Source organism: Pseudomonas sp. GL_135, assembly GCF_057834665.1.
The window spans coordinates 4,102,127-4,118,505 of sequence record NZ_CM174408.1; the positions used below are offsets into that span (position 1 = coordinate 4,102,127).

The 16,379-nt window shown below is 61.7% G+C and carries 18 protein-coding genes; 8 read left to right on the forward strand and 10 right to left on the reverse strand.

All coding sequences use genetic code 11. The annotated features are described in order from the left end of the window. Positions 1–17: 17 nt before the first annotated feature. A complete protein-coding gene (locus AC3ISG_RS18230; protein ID WP_489297624.1) occupies positions 18–986 on the forward strand; it encodes a CgnE/CgnB domain-containing protein in 969 nt (322 codons plus the stop codon). A gap of 83 nt (positions 987–1,069) precedes the next feature. Here AC3ISG_RS18230 and rluB read toward each other — a convergent pair whose 3' ends face one another. The 6 genes from rluB to AC3ISG_RS18260 all read right to left on the reverse strand — a co-directional run bounded on the left by rluB (position 1,070) and on the right by AC3ISG_RS18260 (position 5,930). After that, the gene (gene rluB, locus AC3ISG_RS18235) at positions 1,070–2,320 is read right to left on the reverse strand and encodes a 23S rRNA pseudouridine(2605) synthase RluB (RefSeq protein WP_122537535.1); all 1,251 of its coding nucleotides are present in this window, start codon (positions 2,318–2,320) and stop codon (positions 1,070–1,072) included. A 213-nt stretch (positions 2,321–2,533) separates the two neighbouring features. Next, positions 2,534–2,722, reverse strand: a complete 189-nt coding sequence (locus AC3ISG_RS18240) for a DUF1289 domain-containing protein (RefSeq protein WP_163022138.1) — start codon at positions 2,720–2,722, stop codon at positions 2,534–2,536. 53 nt (positions 2,723–2,775) lie between these two features. After that, positions 2,776–3,579: an SMC-Scp complex subunit ScpB gene (scpB, locus tag AC3ISG_RS18245; RefSeq protein ID WP_489297625.1), complete on the reverse strand. Its 804-nt coding sequence runs from the start codon at positions 3,577–3,579 to the stop codon at positions 2,776–2,778. A gap of 17 nt (positions 3,580–3,596) precedes the next feature. After that, positions 3,597–4,355 carry a segregation and condensation protein A gene (locus tag AC3ISG_RS18250; RefSeq protein ID WP_065986986.1) on the reverse strand — a complete coding sequence of 253 codons (759 nt, stop codon included), beginning with the start codon at positions 4,353–4,355 and terminating at the stop codon, positions 3,597–3,599. Between the two features lie 68 nt (positions 4,356–4,423). After that, positions 4,424–5,056: an L-threonylcarbamoyladenylate synthase gene (locus tag AC3ISG_RS18255; protein ID WP_108121457.1), complete on the reverse strand. Its 633-nt coding sequence runs from the start codon at positions 5,054–5,056 to the stop codon at positions 4,424–4,426. 13 nt (positions 5,057–5,069) lie between these two features. Then, positions 5,070–5,930: a PHP domain-containing protein gene (locus AC3ISG_RS18260; protein WP_122537532.1), complete on the reverse strand. Its 861-nt coding sequence runs from the start codon at positions 5,928–5,930 to the stop codon at positions 5,070–5,072. A gap of 65 nt (positions 5,931–5,995) precedes the next feature. On the opposite strand from AC3ISG_RS18260, the gene AC3ISG_RS18265 reads away from it, so the two are divergent. The 5 genes from AC3ISG_RS18265 (at position 5,996) to AC3ISG_RS18285 (ending at position 10,006) form a co-directional block, all read left to right on the forward strand. Further along, the gene (locus AC3ISG_RS18265) at positions 5,996–6,604 is read left to right on the forward strand and encodes a septation protein A (protein WP_122537531.1); all 609 of its coding nucleotides are present in this window, start codon (positions 5,996–5,998) and stop codon (positions 6,602–6,604) included. Position 6,605: 1 nt separating this feature from the next. Then, the gene (locus AC3ISG_RS18270) at positions 6,606–6,905 is read left to right on the forward strand and encodes a YciI family protein (protein ID WP_122537530.1); all 300 of its coding nucleotides are present in this window, start codon (positions 6,606–6,608) and stop codon (positions 6,903–6,905) included. Between the two features lie 272 nt (positions 6,906–7,177). Further along, the gene (locus AC3ISG_RS18275) at positions 7,178–7,855 is read left to right on the forward strand and encodes a response regulator transcription factor (protein WP_122537529.1); all 678 of its coding nucleotides are present in this window, start codon (positions 7,178–7,180) and stop codon (positions 7,853–7,855) included. Positions 7,856–8,131: 276 nt separating this feature from the next. Next, a complete protein-coding gene (locus AC3ISG_RS18280) occupies positions 8,132–8,575 on the forward strand; it encodes a Spy/CpxP family protein refolding chaperone (protein WP_122624621.1) in 444 nt (147 codons plus the stop codon). 93 nt (positions 8,576–8,668) lie between these two features. After that, complete coding sequence (locus AC3ISG_RS18285; protein ID WP_122537821.1) at positions 8,669–10,006, forward strand: sensor histidine kinase; 1,338 nt, start codon at positions 8,669–8,671, stop codon at positions 10,004–10,006. 132 nt (positions 10,007–10,138) lie between these two features. On the opposite strand, the gene AC3ISG_RS18290 is transcribed toward AC3ISG_RS18285, so the two are convergent. Continuing rightward, positions 10,139–10,699 (reverse strand): NAD(P)H nitroreductase, encoded by a 561-nt coding sequence (locus AC3ISG_RS18290; RefSeq protein ID WP_489297626.1) that lies wholly within the window; start codon positions 10,697–10,699, stop codon positions 10,139–10,141. A 174-nt stretch (positions 10,700–10,873) separates the two neighbouring features. Here AC3ISG_RS18290 and AC3ISG_RS18295 point away from each other — a divergent pair, with 174 nt between their 5' ends. Further along, positions 10,874–12,328: a TrkH family potassium uptake protein gene (locus AC3ISG_RS18295; protein ID WP_122537819.1), complete on the forward strand. Its 1,455-nt coding sequence runs from the start codon at positions 10,874–10,876 to the stop codon at positions 12,326–12,328. Between the two features lie 108 nt (positions 12,329–12,436). After that, complete coding sequence (locus AC3ISG_RS18300; protein WP_122537526.1) at positions 12,437–12,748, forward strand: Mpo1-like protein; 312 nt, start codon at positions 12,437–12,439, stop codon at positions 12,746–12,748. A 67-nt stretch (positions 12,749–12,815) separates the two neighbouring features. Here the strand turns inward: AC3ISG_RS18300 and AC3ISG_RS18305 are convergent, their stop codons facing one another. The 3 genes from AC3ISG_RS18305 to AC3ISG_RS18315 form a co-directional block, all read right to left on the reverse strand. Next, entirely contained in the window at positions 12,816–13,634 is an 819-nt protein-coding gene (locus tag AC3ISG_RS18305; RefSeq protein WP_489297627.1) for a UDP-2,3-diacylglucosamine diphosphatase, read from the reverse strand. Positions 13,635–13,754: 120 nt separating this feature from the next. Further along, on the reverse strand, positions 13,755–14,051 hold the full coding sequence (locus AC3ISG_RS18310; protein WP_489297628.1) for an Rdx family protein: 297 nt from the start codon (positions 14,049–14,051) through the stop codon (positions 13,755–13,757). A gap of 3 nt (positions 14,052–14,054) precedes the next feature. Further along, positions 14,055–16,373, reverse strand: a complete 2,319-nt coding sequence (locus AC3ISG_RS18315; protein ID WP_489297629.1) for a FimV/HubP family polar landmark protein — start codon at positions 16,371–16,373, stop codon at positions 14,055–14,057. Between the last annotated feature and the right edge of the window lie 6 nt (positions 16,374–16,379).

A 16,379-nucleotide genomic window follows, 5' to 3' on the forward strand; every position in this document is an offset into this window, starting at 1 on the left:
CGGAGCGGAGCGCACCCATGGACAACAGCAGCGCCATCGAACACTTCCTGTATTACCTGCAACACCACCCCGCCGTTAACGGCATGAACACTCCTCAAGTACTACTGGCCCATACCCCGGAATACCGCAGCCTCGTCGACGGCATCGCCGAAAGCTCGACGGCGCGGGATTTCTTCCGGTTCAGCACTATGCCGCTGGACACCACTCCGGTCGGCGAACTGACAGAAGCCATCACCCACTCCGATCTCTTTGTCCTGTTCTACGATTCCTCAACGCTGCCTAACCCGCGCGCCGAAGGACCGCCTTTCATTCGTCAGTTGCAGGACGTGATGTCGGCGCAGTGGAAGAAGTCTCTGCTGTTCAAGGATTACGGCGACTATTTCTACGACACGTTCAGCGTTGAGCCAGAGCGCATCGCGCAGCTGAATGCGGCGTTGATCGACACCATGAACGAAGGCGAGACCCTCAGCTTCAGCGACGAGCACGGCTCGTACTTCGAGGCACCGCTGCGCGAACTGAAGAAGTGGACCAACATCAACGGCGTCGGCAACTACGACCTGGCACCCGGTGAGATCGCCACCCACAGCGAATCCATCAACGGTCATGTGCGGTTCCTCGGCACCTTTCTCAGCACCATCCCTTTCGCGCGCAAGTACGGGATCATCGAATCGCCACTGGAACTGTGGATCGAGAACTCCATGGTGACCCGAATCGCTACTGACGTACCGGGGCTGGAGCACGACTTCAATAAGTACCTGGACGCCAATCCCTCGAACCGGCGCATTGAAGAACTGGGGATCGGCACCAACGAAGGCGTCAGCCAGCTGTACGCACGCAACGCCGGGTTCGAAGAGCGTCACTGCGGGCTGCATCTGGGCCTGGGCGGCGGCGCCAAGGGCAGCCATCACATGGACCTGATCTTCAACAGCGGTTCACTGGCCGTGGACAAGCGCGTGGTATTCGATGGGACCGCCTACGTCGTCTGACTCATAAGCGCGCATAAAAAAACGCCAGTCTTTCGACTGGCGTTTTTCGTAGTGCAGACCGCTGTCAGTGTTTCACAACGCCATTACTCAGGCTTGCGACGACCGAAGCCTGGACGCTGACCGGAGCCGCTTGGCGGGCCGCGGCGTTTGCCGGACGGGGTCTTGTCGTCCACCAGACCAATGCCAGGGCGCGAAGGCTTAGGCTTGGCCGGGCGTTTATTCATGTCGCTCGGGCGTTCCGCCACTGGCGTACCACGACCGTTGTCACTGCGAGCGCTGTCGCCACGTGGATTGCCGCCACGGGCATTGTCGCCGCCACGACCACCGATGGCCGGACGCGGGGTGCGCGCCGGACGACCGTTTTCCGCAGGCTTGCGCGCCGGGCGCTCGCCATCCGCCAGACGCGGCTCGCGGGCCGGACGATCAGGGGACACTGCATCCTTGGCCGGACGCAACTGACGCACACGCTCGCCTTTGCCCAACGGGCGGGACGACTGGCGCTGCAAACGCTCCAGCTTGTCCTTGGTCTTGGCGGTCATCTGCGGCATCGCAACCGGCGTCAAGCCGACCTCCGCGCTGAGGATGTCGACCTCCTGCTGACTCATTTCGCGCCAGCGGCCCATCGGCAGGTCGGAATTAAGGAACACCGGACCGAAACGCACGCGCTTCAGGCGGCTGACCACCAAGCCCTGGGATTCCCACAACCGGCGAACTTCGCGGTTGCGGCCTTCCATCACCACGCAGTGGTACCAGTGGTTGAAGCCTTCGCCGCCCGGTGCCTGCTGGATGTCGGTGAAACGCGCCGGGCCGTCTTCCAGCACCACGCCAGCCTTCAGGCGTGCCAGCATGTCGTCGTCGACTTCGCCACGGACGCGCACGGCGTACTCGCGGTCCATCTCGAACGAGGGGTGCATCAGGCGGTTGGCCAATTCACCGTCAGTGGTGAACATCAGCAGGCCGGTGGTATTGATGTCCAGACGACCGATGTTGATCCAGCGGCCTTCTTTCGGGCGCGGCAGGCGATCAAAGACGGTCGGACGGCCCTCGGGGTCGTCACGGGTGCAGATTTCACCGTCTGGCTTGTTGTACATGATGACGCGGCGAACGGTTTCGGCGGCTTCTTCGCGTCGGATCACGCGACCGTCGACCGTGATGGCGTCGTGCAGGTCAACGCGTTGACCGAGCGTGGCCTGAACGCCGTTGACCTTGATGCGGCCTTCGCCGATCCAGGCTTCAACGTCGCGACGGGAACCAACGCCAATACGCGCCAGAACCTTCTGCAGTTTTTCGCCTGCTGGGCCGATCTCTTTGTCTTGCTTGTCTTGTTCACTCATCTGGGCACCTCCCGGTGTGTCGAATCAGGGCATGCGCGAGTGGGCATGGCCTGTGGCCCGGCTCTCTGGAAGAAAGCGGCTCCGGATCAGAACAACTCTGACGCGGAACGGGCAGAAAACTGAAATCCCTGGCGCGTGTGGATCGCCAAAAGGTCGCGAATCATACGCGCCTGACGCGCGTTGCGCATCAAAGACTAGATGAAAAAATCAGGCTCACTTCTTTTTCCGCCGACTGGCGCCCTTGAGCTTGATCAGCCGAAGGGCCGATTCGGCGAGCACCGAGCGCTTTTCGTCCTTTTCCATCTTCTTCCAGGATTTGATCTCGCGCTTGCTGCGACCGCAGCCGAGGCAAATCTCTTCGTCGAACTTGCAGAGGCTGATGCAGGGATTCTTGGTGCTCATGGGTTCGCCTGAGTGAGGAATTGGGGCTGCGGACATTTCCGCCGCAGCCATCGTCACCGCGGATCTTCATCGTCCTGCGGCGGTTCTTCCAATTCAGACTCTTTATCGGGCTCATCGAGCAATAAATCGTCGAAGTCGATTTTCAGGCCCTGCTCCATGGTATCCAACTCGGCCAGCAGGCTGCGGAAACTGGTCTCATCCCGGGGCGCTTCAGGCTCGGCGCCAGGCTCTGCGTCGCCATCGAGCGCCAGGCTGGCATCGGCCAACGCCTGCAAATGCGCAGGCACTGGCGCGTCGTCGAATTCCAGCACCGGCTCGGTTTCCATCTCGCGCAAGTCGGCCAGCGGCGGCAGTTCGTCGAGGTTTTTCAGGTTGAAGTGGTCAAGAAAGGCTTTAGTGGTGGCGAACATTGCTGGCTTGCCGGGCACGTCGCGGTAGCCGACGATCCTGATCCACTCGCGCTCCATCAGGGTCTTGACGATGTTGGTATTGACCGCGACGCCGCGCACGTCCTCGATCTCGCCCCGGGTGATCGGCTGGCGATACGCGATCAGCGCCATGGTTTCCAGCAGGGCCCGTGAATAGCGCTGGGGCCGTTCTTCCCACAGACGCCCGACCCAGGGCGCGAACTTCTCGCGGATCTGCAAGCGATAGCCGGTGGCGACTTCTTTCAGTTCAAAGGCGCGGTTGTCGCAGGATTTGCCCAGCAACGTCAGGGCCTTTTTGAACACCGGCGGTTCAGGCCGCTCGCCCTCTTCGAACAGCTCATAGAGGCGTTCCAGGGATTGCGGTTTTCCGGAGGCAAGCAGAAACGCTTCGAGCAACGGCGCCAGATCGCGAGGTTCATTCAGGTTCATTGATCAGTTCTTGCTCTTTATTCGGCTCGCGCCCGCACATGAATGACGGCGAAGGCTTCGTTTTGCACCAGCTCCACCAGTTGCTCCTTGACCAGTTCCAGCACGGCCATGAACGTCACCACCACACCCAGCCGCCCCTCTTCTGCCGTGAACAGCTCGGCGAATGGCACGAAACCCGCGCCTTTCAAGCGCTCCAGCACATCACTCATCCGCTCGCGGGTGGACAGCGCTTCGCGGCTGACCTGGTGGCTTTCGAACATGTCACCACGGCGCAGCACGTCGGCCATCGACATGAGCAGCTCTTCGAGGGCGACATCCGGCAACAACTTGCGCACCCGTGCTTCCGGCGCTTCCAGCCTGGGCACCAGCACGTCACGGCCCACGCGAGACAGCTGATCGATACCTTCTGCCGCGGCCTTGAACCGCTCGTATTGCTGCAAGCGGCGAATCAGTTCGGCGCGGGGATCGCCCTCTTCCTCTTCGGCCATTTCCGAGCGCGGCAGCAACATGCGCGATTTGATCTCGGCGAGCATGGCCGCCATGACCAGGTACTCGGCGGCGAGCTCCAGGCGCACGGTTTTCATCAGCTCGACGTAACCCATGTACTGACGGGTGATTTCCGCCACAGGGATGTCGAGGATGTTGATGTTCTGTTTGCGAATCAGGTAAAGCAGCAGGTCCAGCGGGCCTTCGAAGGCTTCGAGGAACACTTCCAGCGCGTCCGGCGGGATGTACAGGTCGACCGGCATCTGTGTGACGGCCTGACCGTAGACCATGGCAAACGGCAGCTCTTGCTGAGCACCGGGCTGCGCGTCGGTCTGAGCATCCAGGGTTTGCGCTTCGGTCACTCGACTTCGACCCCGAACGGCGTCGGATCGCCGCAACCCACGCGCACCACTTGGGGCTCGCCATCGGTCAGGTTGACCACGGTCGAGGCCGAAATGCCGCCCTCGCCTGCGTCGATGATCAGGTCCACCTGGTGCTCGAGGATCCCGCGCATCTCGTAAGGGTCACTCATCGGAATGGTCTCGCCGGGCATGATCAGGCTCACGCTCATCAGCGGCTCGCCGAGTTCCTGCAGCAGCGCCTGGGCGATGGGATGACCCGGCACGCGCAGGCCGATGGTCCGGCGCTTGGGGTGCAGGACCAGACGCGGCACGTCACGGGTGGCGCCGAGGATGAAGGTGTACGGCCCCGGCGTGTGCGCCTTGAGCACGCGGAACGCCGCCGTGTCGACCTTGGCGAACAACCCCAGTTGGGACAGGTCGCTGCACATCAGCGTGAAATTGTGTTTGTCATCGAGTTGACGCAGGCGACGGATGCGCTCGACGGCCGTCTTGTCGCCCATCTGGCAACCCAATGCGTAGGACGAATCGGTGGGATACACCACCAGACCGCCCGCCCGGATGATTTCCACGGCCTGCTTGATCAGGCGCGCTTGCGGATTCTCCGGGTGGACCTGGAAAAATTGACTCACGGTAATTTCCTGTTCAGACGGCAGTAGGCTGGTCATGTTTGAACCGACACCAAAGGGGCGGCAGGTCTTCGGGCAATGGGCGATAAACGCCGATTTCAGACCATGCGCCTGGGGCATGAAAATCACTGCCGGCACTGACCAGCAGACCGAACTCACGGGCCAGAATCGCCAGACTGCCGACCTGATCGGCAGGCTGCAGGCCGTTGACCACTTCTATTGCGTGGCCGCCGGCCTGGATGAAGTCGGCGACCAGCTTGCGACGCTTGCTGCGGGTGAAATCGTAATGCGAAGGGTGCGCAAGGCTGATCCAGGCCCCGGCGGCGCGCAGGGTCGCCACCGTTTCCTCAAGGGTCGGCCAGTGTTGCTTGACGTCGCCCAGTTTGCCCGCACCAAGCCATTTGCGGAACGCTTCGGCGCGATCTTTGACGAAACCCTGATTGACCAGAAAGTCGGCAAAATGCGGTCGGGCCGGCGCATTGCCGCTGTCGCCCAGCGCCTGCTGCACCGCGCGGGCACCTTCGAGCGCGCCGGGCATACCTTTCATCGCCAACTTTCGGCTTATTTCTTCGGCCCGCAACCAGCGACCCGTGTGCAATTGCTCGATGGCCTCACGCAATTGGGGGGCATCTACGTCGAATCCGTAACCCAGTACGTGAATGGTGGCACCACCCCAGGTGCAGGACAATTCGATGCCATCAATCAGCTGCATACCAAGCGCAAGCGCCGCAGCACGGGCCTCGGCCAGGCCTTCAAGGGTGTCGTGATCGGTCAGCGCGAGGACTTTGACGCCGTGCTCGTGGGCACGCGCGACAAGTACCGCGGGCGCAAGGGCGCCATCGGAAGCGGTACTGTGGCAGTGCAGATCGACGTTCATAGGGGCGCTTTCGCAGTCATTGATGTTTGTTATTATGCCGTCACATCCAGCTTCTGGCTCTTACTGTGAAACAATTCATCGACTTCATCCCGCTCATCCTGTTCTTCATCGTTTACAAAATCAGCCCGCAAGCCGTCGATGTCCTTGGCCACAGCTTCATGGTAGGCGGGATTTACAGCGCCACCGCGATGCTGATCGCCAGTTCCCTCGTGGTCTACGGCGTCCTTTATTTCCGGCAGGGCAAACTCGAAAAGAGTCAGTGGCTGACGCTGATTGCCTGTCTGGTCTTCGGTAGCCTCACCCTGGCCTTCCACAGCGAAACCTTCCTCAAGTGGAAAGCCCCGGTCGTCAATTGGGTCTTTGCGCTGATCTTCGCCGGCAGTCACTTCATTGGCGACCGGTTGTTGATTCAACGCATCATGGGCCATGCGCTGACCCTGCCCCAGGCGGTCTGGACCAAGCTGAATATCGCCTGGATCGTGTTCTTCCTGTTCTGCGGCGCGGCCAATCTTTATGTTGCGTTTACCTATCAAGAATTCTGGGTCGATTTCAAGGTGTTCGGCAGCCTGGGCATGACCCTGCTGTTCCTGGTCGGCCAGGGCATCTTCCTGGCCCGCCATATCCATGACGCCGACCCGTCCACCCAGCCTTCAAACAAAAAAAGAGAGGACTGACATGCTCTACGCAATCGTGGCAACCGACGTCGCCAACTCGCTGGAAAAACGCCTGGCCGCACGCCCTGCGCATCTGGAGCGTCTGAACGCAATGAAAGCCGAGGGCCGCATCGTCCTTGCGGGCCCGATGCCCGCGATAGACAGCATCGACCCGGGCACGGCAGGGTTTACCGGCAGCCTGATCGTCGCCGAATTCGAGTCGCTCAAGGACGCCCAGGCCTGGGCCGATGCTGATCCCTACGTCGCAGCGGGTGTCTACGCTGGCGTGGTCGTCAAACCCTTCAAGCAAGTCCTGCCCTGATACGTCAGTCGAGCACCCGGCTTTTTTCACGAGTCGGGCCGCCTTCAACCCGCACGCTAAAGCTCACCCTTCGCACCGCCCTGCCGATATGTTGCTAGAACCAAAGGCTTTAAGTGCGGCTCAAAGAGGCAGGGCCGGTCATGCCTTGTGGGTGTTGATCGAACAATAATGGTTTGTCGCGAGGGGTCACACAGCAAGGGCGGCCCTCCAGTGCGGTATCGTTGCCAGCGGCTGGCGTAGACGTCGTCGGCACTGGCTAAATTGAGTGAGTCATGAGCGAGCTGTTACTTATTGATGATGACCAGGAGCTCTGTGAGCTTCTGAGCAGTTGGTTGAGTCAGGAAGGGTTCGCCGTGCGCGCCTGCCACGATGGCCAGAGCGCGCGCAAGGCGCTCGCTGAATTTGCACCCGCTGCGGTGGTGCTGGACGTGATGCTCCCCGACGGCAGCGGTCTGGAACTGCTCAAACAATTGCGCACCGATCACCCGGACCTCCCCGTGCTGATGCTCTCGGCGCGCGGCGAACCGCTGGACCGTATCCTCGGTCTGGAGCTGGGCGCCGACGATTACCTGGCCAAGCCCTGCGACCCACGCGAACTGACCGCCCGTCTGCGTGCCGTGTTGCGCCGTAGTCATCCGACGGCGGTGTCGTCGCAGATCGAGCTGGGTGACCTGTGCTTCAGTCCGGCGCGCGGTGTGGTCACGATTGACGAGCAGGAGTTCACCCTCACCGTTTCCGAGGCGCGCCTTCTTGAAGCCTTGCTGGGTCAGCCCGGCGAGCCGCTGGAAAAGCAGGAGCTGGCGCAGCTGGCCCTGGGCCGCAAGCTGACCCTGTACGACCGCAGCCTTGATATGCACGTCAGCAACCTGCGCAAGAAGATCGGACCACATGCCGACGGCCGCCCACGCATCGTTGCGCTGCGCAGCCGCGGGTATTATTACAGCCTCTGACGAGGGAGTTGGGAGGGGCAAGTTTCAAGCTGCAAGCTGCAAGCAACAGCGACGGCACAAGCAACACCATCGGCAGCGACGCCGGACTGCTTTTGGCTTGAAGCTTGTGGCTTGCCGCTTACAGCTGGGCGCGCACTCGGTAGCAGGCACACTACGTCAACACGCCAGCGCGCCTCCTTTACCCAAGCTTTACCGACGCCTGACCTCGCTTGACCTTGATCTCCCTAAACTGGCCTCAACCGGCACAGAGCCGAAATCGAGACAAGGAGATTCACCATGCGCAAGACTTTGATGGCTTTGATGTTCGCCGCAGCCCTGCCTACCGTCGCAATGGCCATGCCGCCGGAAGGCGGCCCGATGGGTGGCCCTGGTGGTCCAGGCTTTGATGGCCCTGGTATGCATCACCGCAAGGGTCCGATGGACAGACTCAACCTGACCCCGGAACAACGTCAGCAAGTCGACAGGCTGATGGGCGCTCAATGGCACGGCCGCAACGAGATCACCCAGAAGTACCTGGCCAAGCTGTCGGCTGCAGACCAGAAGGCGATGAAGGATGAACAGGACGCTGCCCGTGCTAAAACGCAGTCCGACATCCGCGCCCTGCTGACGCCGGAGCAACAGAAGACCTTCGACCAGGTCCAGAAGGACGAAGCCCAGCGCCGTGCGGACCGCGCCGAGTTCGAAGCCTGGAAAGCGCAGAAAGCGCAAAAAACCCAGTAACGGCCTGCTGGCGCGGCATTACACTTCCCCCAACCCGACACGCTTCCCGGCGTGTCGGGTTTTCTGTTTGACGAATCGGGTCGAGGGCAGCACGTGCGTTCATTGTTCTGGAGAATCCTGGCGAGCTTCTGGCTGGCCATCGCGTTGGTGGCGGGCCTGTCGATTCTGATGGGCCATGTGCTCAATCAGGACGCCTGGATTCTCAGTCGTCATCCCGGCCTGCATAACTTGCCGCAGAAATGGGTCGAGCTGTACGAAGGCCAAGGTGAAAAATCTGCCCAGGATTATCTGCAAGACCTCAAGCGCAAATACCACATTGACGTTCAGGTGCTGAACGACAGCGGCGAAGCGGTGATCCCCGGCACCTTCCCGCCCCGCGCGGCGGCCTTTGAAGAGCGGCAGAAAGACGATACACGCCCATTGCCGTGGCGGCGCCTGACCAGCGAATACACCAGCGAAAAAACCGGTGAAACCTACCTGCTGATTTACCGTATCCCCCACCCGGAGCTGGACGCGTGGCACCGCGACAGTCTGGTCTGGCCGCTGAGTGCGCTGGGTATCGCGCTCGTGGTGCTGACGTTGTTCAGCCTGATGGTGACGCTGTCGATTACCCGCCCGTTAAGCCGTCTGCGCGGCGCGGTGCATGATCTGGGCCAGACCACCTACCAGCAAAACAGCCTGGCGCAACTGGCTAATCGACGGGATGAATTCGGCGTGCTGGCTAATGACTTCAACCGCATGGGCGCCCGGTTGCAGAGTCAGATCAGCAGCCAGCGGCAGTTGCTGCGTGACGTTTCCCATGAACTGCGCTCTCCCCTGGCCCGGTTGCGGATTGCCCTGGCGCTGGCCGAACGTGCCGAACCGGTCGAGCGAGACAAGCTGTGGCCGCGCCTGACGCGCGAGTGCGACCGGCTGGAAGAGTTGATCAGCGAGATTCTGGCGCTGGCGCGACTGGACGCCGACATGGGCAGCGCCACGGCGGTGGATCTGTCAGGGCTGTTGCACCATCTGCAGGCCGAGACGGAGATGGGCAGCGGCGAACAGACGGTTTCGGTGTCGGTGGAGCCAGGCGTGCAGTTGCAGGGCTGGCCGAGCGTGCTTGAGCGGGCACTGGATAATCTGCTGCGCAACGCGCTGCGTTTCAATCCGGCAGGTCAGCCGATCGAGTTGAGCGCGAGCATTGAGGGGGATGAACTGCGCCTTAGCGTGCGGGATCACGGCCCCGGCGCCAACCCGGAGCATCTGGCGCAGTTGGGCGAGCCCTTCTATCGCGCGCCGAACCAGACCGCACCGGGTTACGGGCTGGGTCTGGCGATTGCCAAACGCGCCGCCGAGAAGCACGGCGGAACGCTGATGCTGGGCAATCACCCGCAGGGCGGCTTCGTGGCCAGCATCGTGGTACCCCGCGAGCTGACCGTTTTGCACGGCTGATTCGGCGGTACCGCCTTCTGCGATTCTCGGTGGGACCGGCTTCAGCCGGAAAGAGGCCGGTGTTTGTGTGGTGTGTATACCGGCAGTTTTGCGGTGTAACGCCCAATGCCTTCCCGGCTAAAGCCGGTCCCACTAGCCCTCCCAGGCGCTCACAAAATCAGCCACCGCAGGCTTCGCGGGTTCTCGCGGCGGGTTTTGCGGGGTACCTAGGTAGAGGAAGCCGACAACTTCTTCTTCGCCTGTCAGACCCAGCCCTTCGGCAACGTGGCGAGAGTACGACAAATCCCCCGAGCGCCAGACCGCGCCGATACCCATCGCGTAGGCAGCCAACAGGATGCCGTGGGCGGCACACCCTGCGGTAATCACCTGTTCCTTTTTCGGCACTTTGTAGTGGTCAGTCAACTTGGCTATCACGACGACCACCAAGGGCGCGCGAAGGGGCCCGTTGCGGGCCTTGTCCAGCGCTTTGGCGTCGACATCGCCGCCCTTGTCGACCAATGCCTGGGCGAGCAATTCGCCCATGCGATGGCGTGCGTCGCCTTCGACGGTCAGAAAGCGATAAGGCCGCAAGACGCCATGGTCAGGCGCGCGCAGGGCGGCGCCAAAGAGGATCTCGCGCTGCTCGGCGTCCGGGGCGGGTTCGATCAAGCGGGGCACGGACACGCGATTAAGCAATACGTCGAGCGCTTCCATTAAGTCGTCTCCAGGAAAAATGACGGGCCATTGTAGTGCCCTCGGTGCAGTCTTGAACTTCAATAACGATTAACCCGGGCAATTACTTACAACACTCTCGGAAATGCCTCGGTTTACACCAACGGGCTCGCGAGTAGAATGGCCGCCCTCTCACTTCCTGATCAGAGCGACTGCATGGCGTTGCCGACCCTCCGCATCATCGGTTTCATTATCGGCATCTTCCTGATTACCCTGGCCATCGCCATGGTCGTGCCGATGATCACCTTGATGATCTTCCACCGTACCGCCGACATGCCGTCGTTTCTGTGGTCGAGCCTGATCACCTTCGTGTCCGGGCTGGCATTGGTGGGCCAGGGCCGGCCAGAGCATGTGCACCTGCGTCCGCGCGACATGTACCTGCTGACGGTCAGCAGTTGGGTCATTGTGTGCATCTTCGCGGCGCTGCCGTTTCTGCTGACGCAACACATCAGCTACACCGACTCCTTCTTCGAAAGCATGTCCGGCATCACCGCGACGGGTTCCACCGTGCTCAGCGGTCTGGACACCATGTCCCCCGGCATCCTCATCTGGCGTTCGTTGCTGCACTGGCTCGGCGGTATCGGCTTCATCGGCATGGCGGTGGCGATTCTGCCGCTGTTGCGCATCGGCGGCATGCGCCTGTTCCAGACCGAGTCGTCGGACCGTTCCGAAAAAGTCATGCCGCGTTCCCACATGGTCGCCAAGTTCATCGTCCTGGTTTACCTCGGCATCACCGTGCTCGGCACGCTGGCATTCTGGTGGGCCGGCATGAGCCTGTTCGACGCCATCAATCACGCGATGTCGGCGATATCGACGGGAGGGTTCTCCACCTCTGACCAGTCACTGGCGAAATGGCCACAACCCGCCGTGCATTGGGTGGCGATCGTCGTGATGATCCTCGGCGCCCTGCCGTTCACCCTGTATGTGGCGACACTGCGGGGCAATCGCGGCGCTCTGCTCAAGGATCAGCAGGTGCAGGGTTTCATCGTCCTGCTGCTGGTGATGTGGCTGGTAATGACGACCTGGTACTGGGCGACGACCGATCTGCCGTGGTACGACGCGCTGCGTCATGTCGCGCTGAACGTGACATCGGTGGTGACCACCACCGGCTTCGCGCTAGGGGATTACAGCCTGTGGGGCAACTTCGCGCTGATGCTGTTCTTCTATCTGGGGTTCATCGGCGGGTGTTCGGGGTCGACGGCGGGCGGGGTGAAAGTCTTCCGCTTTCAGGTCGCGTACATCCTGCTGCGCGCCAACCTGCACCAGCTGATTCACCCGCGCGCGGTGATCAAGCAGAAGTACAACGGTCACCGGCTGGATGACGAGATCGTGCGCTCGATCCTGACCTTCTCGTTTTTCTTCACCTTCACCATCTGCCTGATCGCGCTGATGCTGTCGCTGCTGGGGCTGGACTGGATGACCGCGCTGACAGGCGCCGCCAGTACCGTGTCGGGCGTAGGGCCAGGGCTCGGTGAAACCATCGGGCCGGCGGGTAATTTCTCGACGCTGCCGGACGCCGCCAAGTGGATTCTGTCCCTGGGCATGCTGCTCGGGCGGTTGGAGATCATCACGGTGCTGGTGCTGTGCATCCCGGCGTTCTGGCGTCACTAGAACACTGCAAGCCGGACAACATCACGGGCGGCGCCGTCAGAAATTTCACCTCGGGCGGCGGGGGCTGGACTAAGCTCAGCCAACACCTTGGCCGCAGAGCACAACCTTGTGGAAACCCTGAAGACTTTCGACCGGTTTGCAGATTTCTATCCGTATTACCTGCATGAACACCGCGACAGCACCTGCCGTCGTCTGCATTTCATCGGCACCAGTCTGGTCATCCTGATCCTGGCATTCGCCGTGCTCAGCGCAAACTGGACGTTGTTGTGGGTCTTGCCGCTGGCGGGTTACACATTTGCCTGGGTCGGCCACTTCTTTTTCGAGAAGAACCGCCCGGCCACGTTCAAGCATCCGTTCTACAGCCTGCTCGGCGATTTCGTCATGTACAAGGACATGCTCAGGGGCAAAGTGCCGTTTTGACCCACCGTTATCGGCGTCGCTCATGGCGCCTCGCTGCCGCGCCGCTTGAGCAAAAAGCTGCCGGCGCTCAGACCGTCTCGCCCACCGGCTCGGGGGCTTGCGGGCTTTTAACCTTGACGTGGGCATCGGCCAGCCGGAACAGCTCGATCGTGCCATCCCAGTGCTCGATCAAGGCCGTGCAGGACTCCACCCAGTCGCCGCAGTTGAGGTATTCCACGCCGCCCACCTGACGGATTTCGGCGTGGTGAATGTGTCCGCACACTACGCCGTCCAGCCCGCGCTTGACGCACTCGTGGGCGATGGCTTCCTCGAAGTCGCTGATGAAATTCACCGCAGTCTTGACCTTGTGCTTCAGGTACGCCGACAGCGACCAATAGCCGTAGCCGTATTTGGCGCGCCAGTGGTTGAGCCAGCGATTGAGGGTCAGGGTAAATTCGTAGGCCGAGTCGCCAAGGAAGGCGAGCCAGCGGTGATAGCGGGTGATGACGTCGAACTGGTCACCGTGGATCACCAGCAGCCGACGACCATCGGCGGTCAGGTGCACGGCCTCATCGACCAACTGGATGTTGCCCAGAATGAGTTTTGAATAGCGGCGCAGAAATTCGTCGTGGTTGCCGGTGACATAGATGACGTCTGTGCCGCGCTTGCTCATGGTCAGCAGGCGGCGGATGACGTTGGTGTGCGCCTGGGGCCAGTACATGCCGCCATGCATCTTCCAGCCGTCGATGATGTCGCCGACCAGGTACACCTTGTCGGCATGGTATTGCTTGAGAAATCCGGAGAGGTGTTCGGCCTGGCAGTCACGGGTTCCCAGATGCACATCGGAGATCCACAAGGTCCGGACACGTTGTTTACGGCTGGGTTTCACGTTCTCGGCAATGCTCATGGACCACCTCCACTTTGGTTTTCCCAAGGGTGGACGCGGTCGGTGATATGAACATGACGGCTGTGTTTAGCTTTGATGACACGGCATATCGGTTAACACTTTCCGAGACCCGATGCGCATTCAGGTGTCCAGACCTGCGTGACGATCGTTGTGTCCCAGGTGTCGGGCAGGATCAATTTGATCACGCACCCGCTGCTTGAGAACCTTGGCCTCGGGAAACCCGCCGTCGGCCTTGCGCTCCCAGATCTGCACGTCATCGCAGGTGATGCGGAACACGCCGCCGGTGCCCGGAATCAGCGACACCTTGCCAAGGTCATCGGTGAAGGTGCTCAACAATTCCTGAGCCAGCCAGGCGGCACGCAGCAGCCAATGGCATTGTGTGCAGTAGGTGATGGTGATTTCAGGCTTGGCGGACATTAATCAGCCCAACCCTGCCAACAGGTCACGGGCCGTTTGCTGCGGGCCATCGTCGGAACCGTCGATGACTTCCTGCAACAAGCGACGGGCCTCGTCGATGTTGCCCTCATCAATCAGCACCTGCGCCTCGTTGATCTTGCTCAGCGGCTCTTCGTCCAGGCTCAGCAGATCGAAGCCGCCCTCCTCGATCATGAAGCTGTCGAGAAAAGCGTCATCCATTAAATCGCTGTTGCTCTGCACGATGTCTGCCGGGCCCGGCTCGAACTGCACGCCCATTTCCGGCGGCGTTTCCTCTTCGGCAAAATCGCTGAGGAACTGCTCTTCCGGCATCTCGAAGACCTCGGGCAGCTGGGTGAGGTCGGACGAGAACGAGGTGTCCAGTTCAGGTTCGGCCTCAGCTGCCGGGACGGGCGTGCGGGGCGCGGGCGTGCTATCGAACGGATCGACCAGCTCCCAGTCGGCGTCCATGGAAAGGTCGTCGAGATTGAGTTGAAAATCATCCGCAGGGTCAACCGGGTTCAGCGACGCGGCCGCATTTTCGTCCAACCGGGCGGGCTCCGTGAGGCTGAGCTCCGTCCGGTCTTCTGATGCTTGCCTGGCCGAGGCTGTTTGACCAGCCAGCATTGCGACAGCACCCAGCGCAGCTACAGGGGCTGCCGCCGAGGTCATGGCAGGCGGCGCGGACGGCGCTTCGGGCGCAACAGGCTCGGGTTTGAGTTTCGGATAACGATCGCGGATGCCCTGAAGCTTCTGTGCGTCGACGCCCTGGCTCAGCAGAACGCGCTCTTCCTCGTCATACGCTTCCACGTCGCCCTGTTCGCCGAGCAGTTCGAGGATGCGCAGGCGAACATCGGTACGTTCGGGCTGCTTGTCCAGCGCATCGCGCAGAATGGCCAGGGCTTCGGCGAAGCGACCGTAGGCTATGTAAATGCTCGCGCCATCCAGCGCGTCGGTGGCGGCACCGGCCAGGCGCTGGCCGGCAGGCGCTGAAGAGGCCGAACGCGCAGGGGTGACCGCCGGTACCTCGAAGACTGGCGTGACCGTGGCGGAAGACCTGACCACCGGTTCCACGGGCACAGGCTCGAGGGCCAGCTGATTTTTGATCCGGTTGCGGCGCACCGACCAGACCAGCGCGAGGAGCAGCAGTATCACCAACAAAGCTGCCAGGACCGTCGTCCAGGGGAAGTCGTCTTCCTCGGCGGCAACCGGCACCGGCGCTTGTAAAGGAGTGGCTACCGGAGCGGGTGGGGCTGGCGTTGCAGCTGCCGAGTCAGCTGGCGTCGTCGCTGCCGCGGAGGGGACGGAAGCAACTGGCGCAGGCTTGGACGACTGGGCCTTGAGTTCGGCGAGTTGTGTCTGCAGTTCGATGATCTGCTTGTCCTTGTCGGCCTCTTCGACCGTGGACGTCTGGACTTGCTGCTTGAGGTCATCCAGCGTCTTGTTCAACTGCTGGTTTTCAAGCGCCGTCGCCGCCAGCTGCTCGCCGACGTTCTCGGTCGCTGGCGCAGAGGCCGCTGGCGACGTGGTGCTACCTGCAGCGGCAGGTGCACGGGCAATCTTCGGTTCAACGGCGTTGTCGGGGAGCAACAGGCTCTGCCCGACCTTCAACTGGCTGCGCTCGCCATTGGCAAACGCTTGCGGATTGAGCGCCACCACACCTTTTATCAATTCGGCAGAAGAGGTCTTGCTGCCCGGCGCCTGCACCTGGCGGGCAATACCCGCCAGCGTGTCGCCGGACACAACGGTGTAATGCTTGCCCTGTCGAGCCTGGGGCGGCGCGACCGGCAGACGCGACTCATCATTCTTTGCACCAGCCGCCGGCGATTGAGTACGGCTGCGCGTCGCGGCTAGCCCTGTCGGCGAGGTCGGCGGATCAAGGAGCACGGTGTATTCATGCAGCTGGTCCCCGTTTGGCCGTACCAGCCTGACAAGGAAATTCAGATACGGCTCGGTGACCGCCTTATGCGATTCGATGTGAATCACACTGCGGCTGCCACGGATCACCGGTGTGAAGCGCAGGTCGTTGAGAAAAAAGACGCGCTCCACGCCAGCCTTGGCAAAAGCCTCGGGCGGGGCGAGCCCGACGACGATTTCTTCAGGACTCAGCCCGCCCGCTTCAATCAGTTCGATATCGGCGTTGAAGGGTTGCCCGAGGGCGGAATGCAGGCTGATCTCGCCCAGCCCCAGCGCAGCCGCCACGGAGCTGTGCAGCAGCGCGGCCGAGGCAAGCCCGATGGCCAGCAAACCCGAACGAAGACCTGACTGAACGCGAAGGGGCACCCCCCCTTCACGACGACTACCGGCCTGAAAACTCTTCAGCATGCGAAC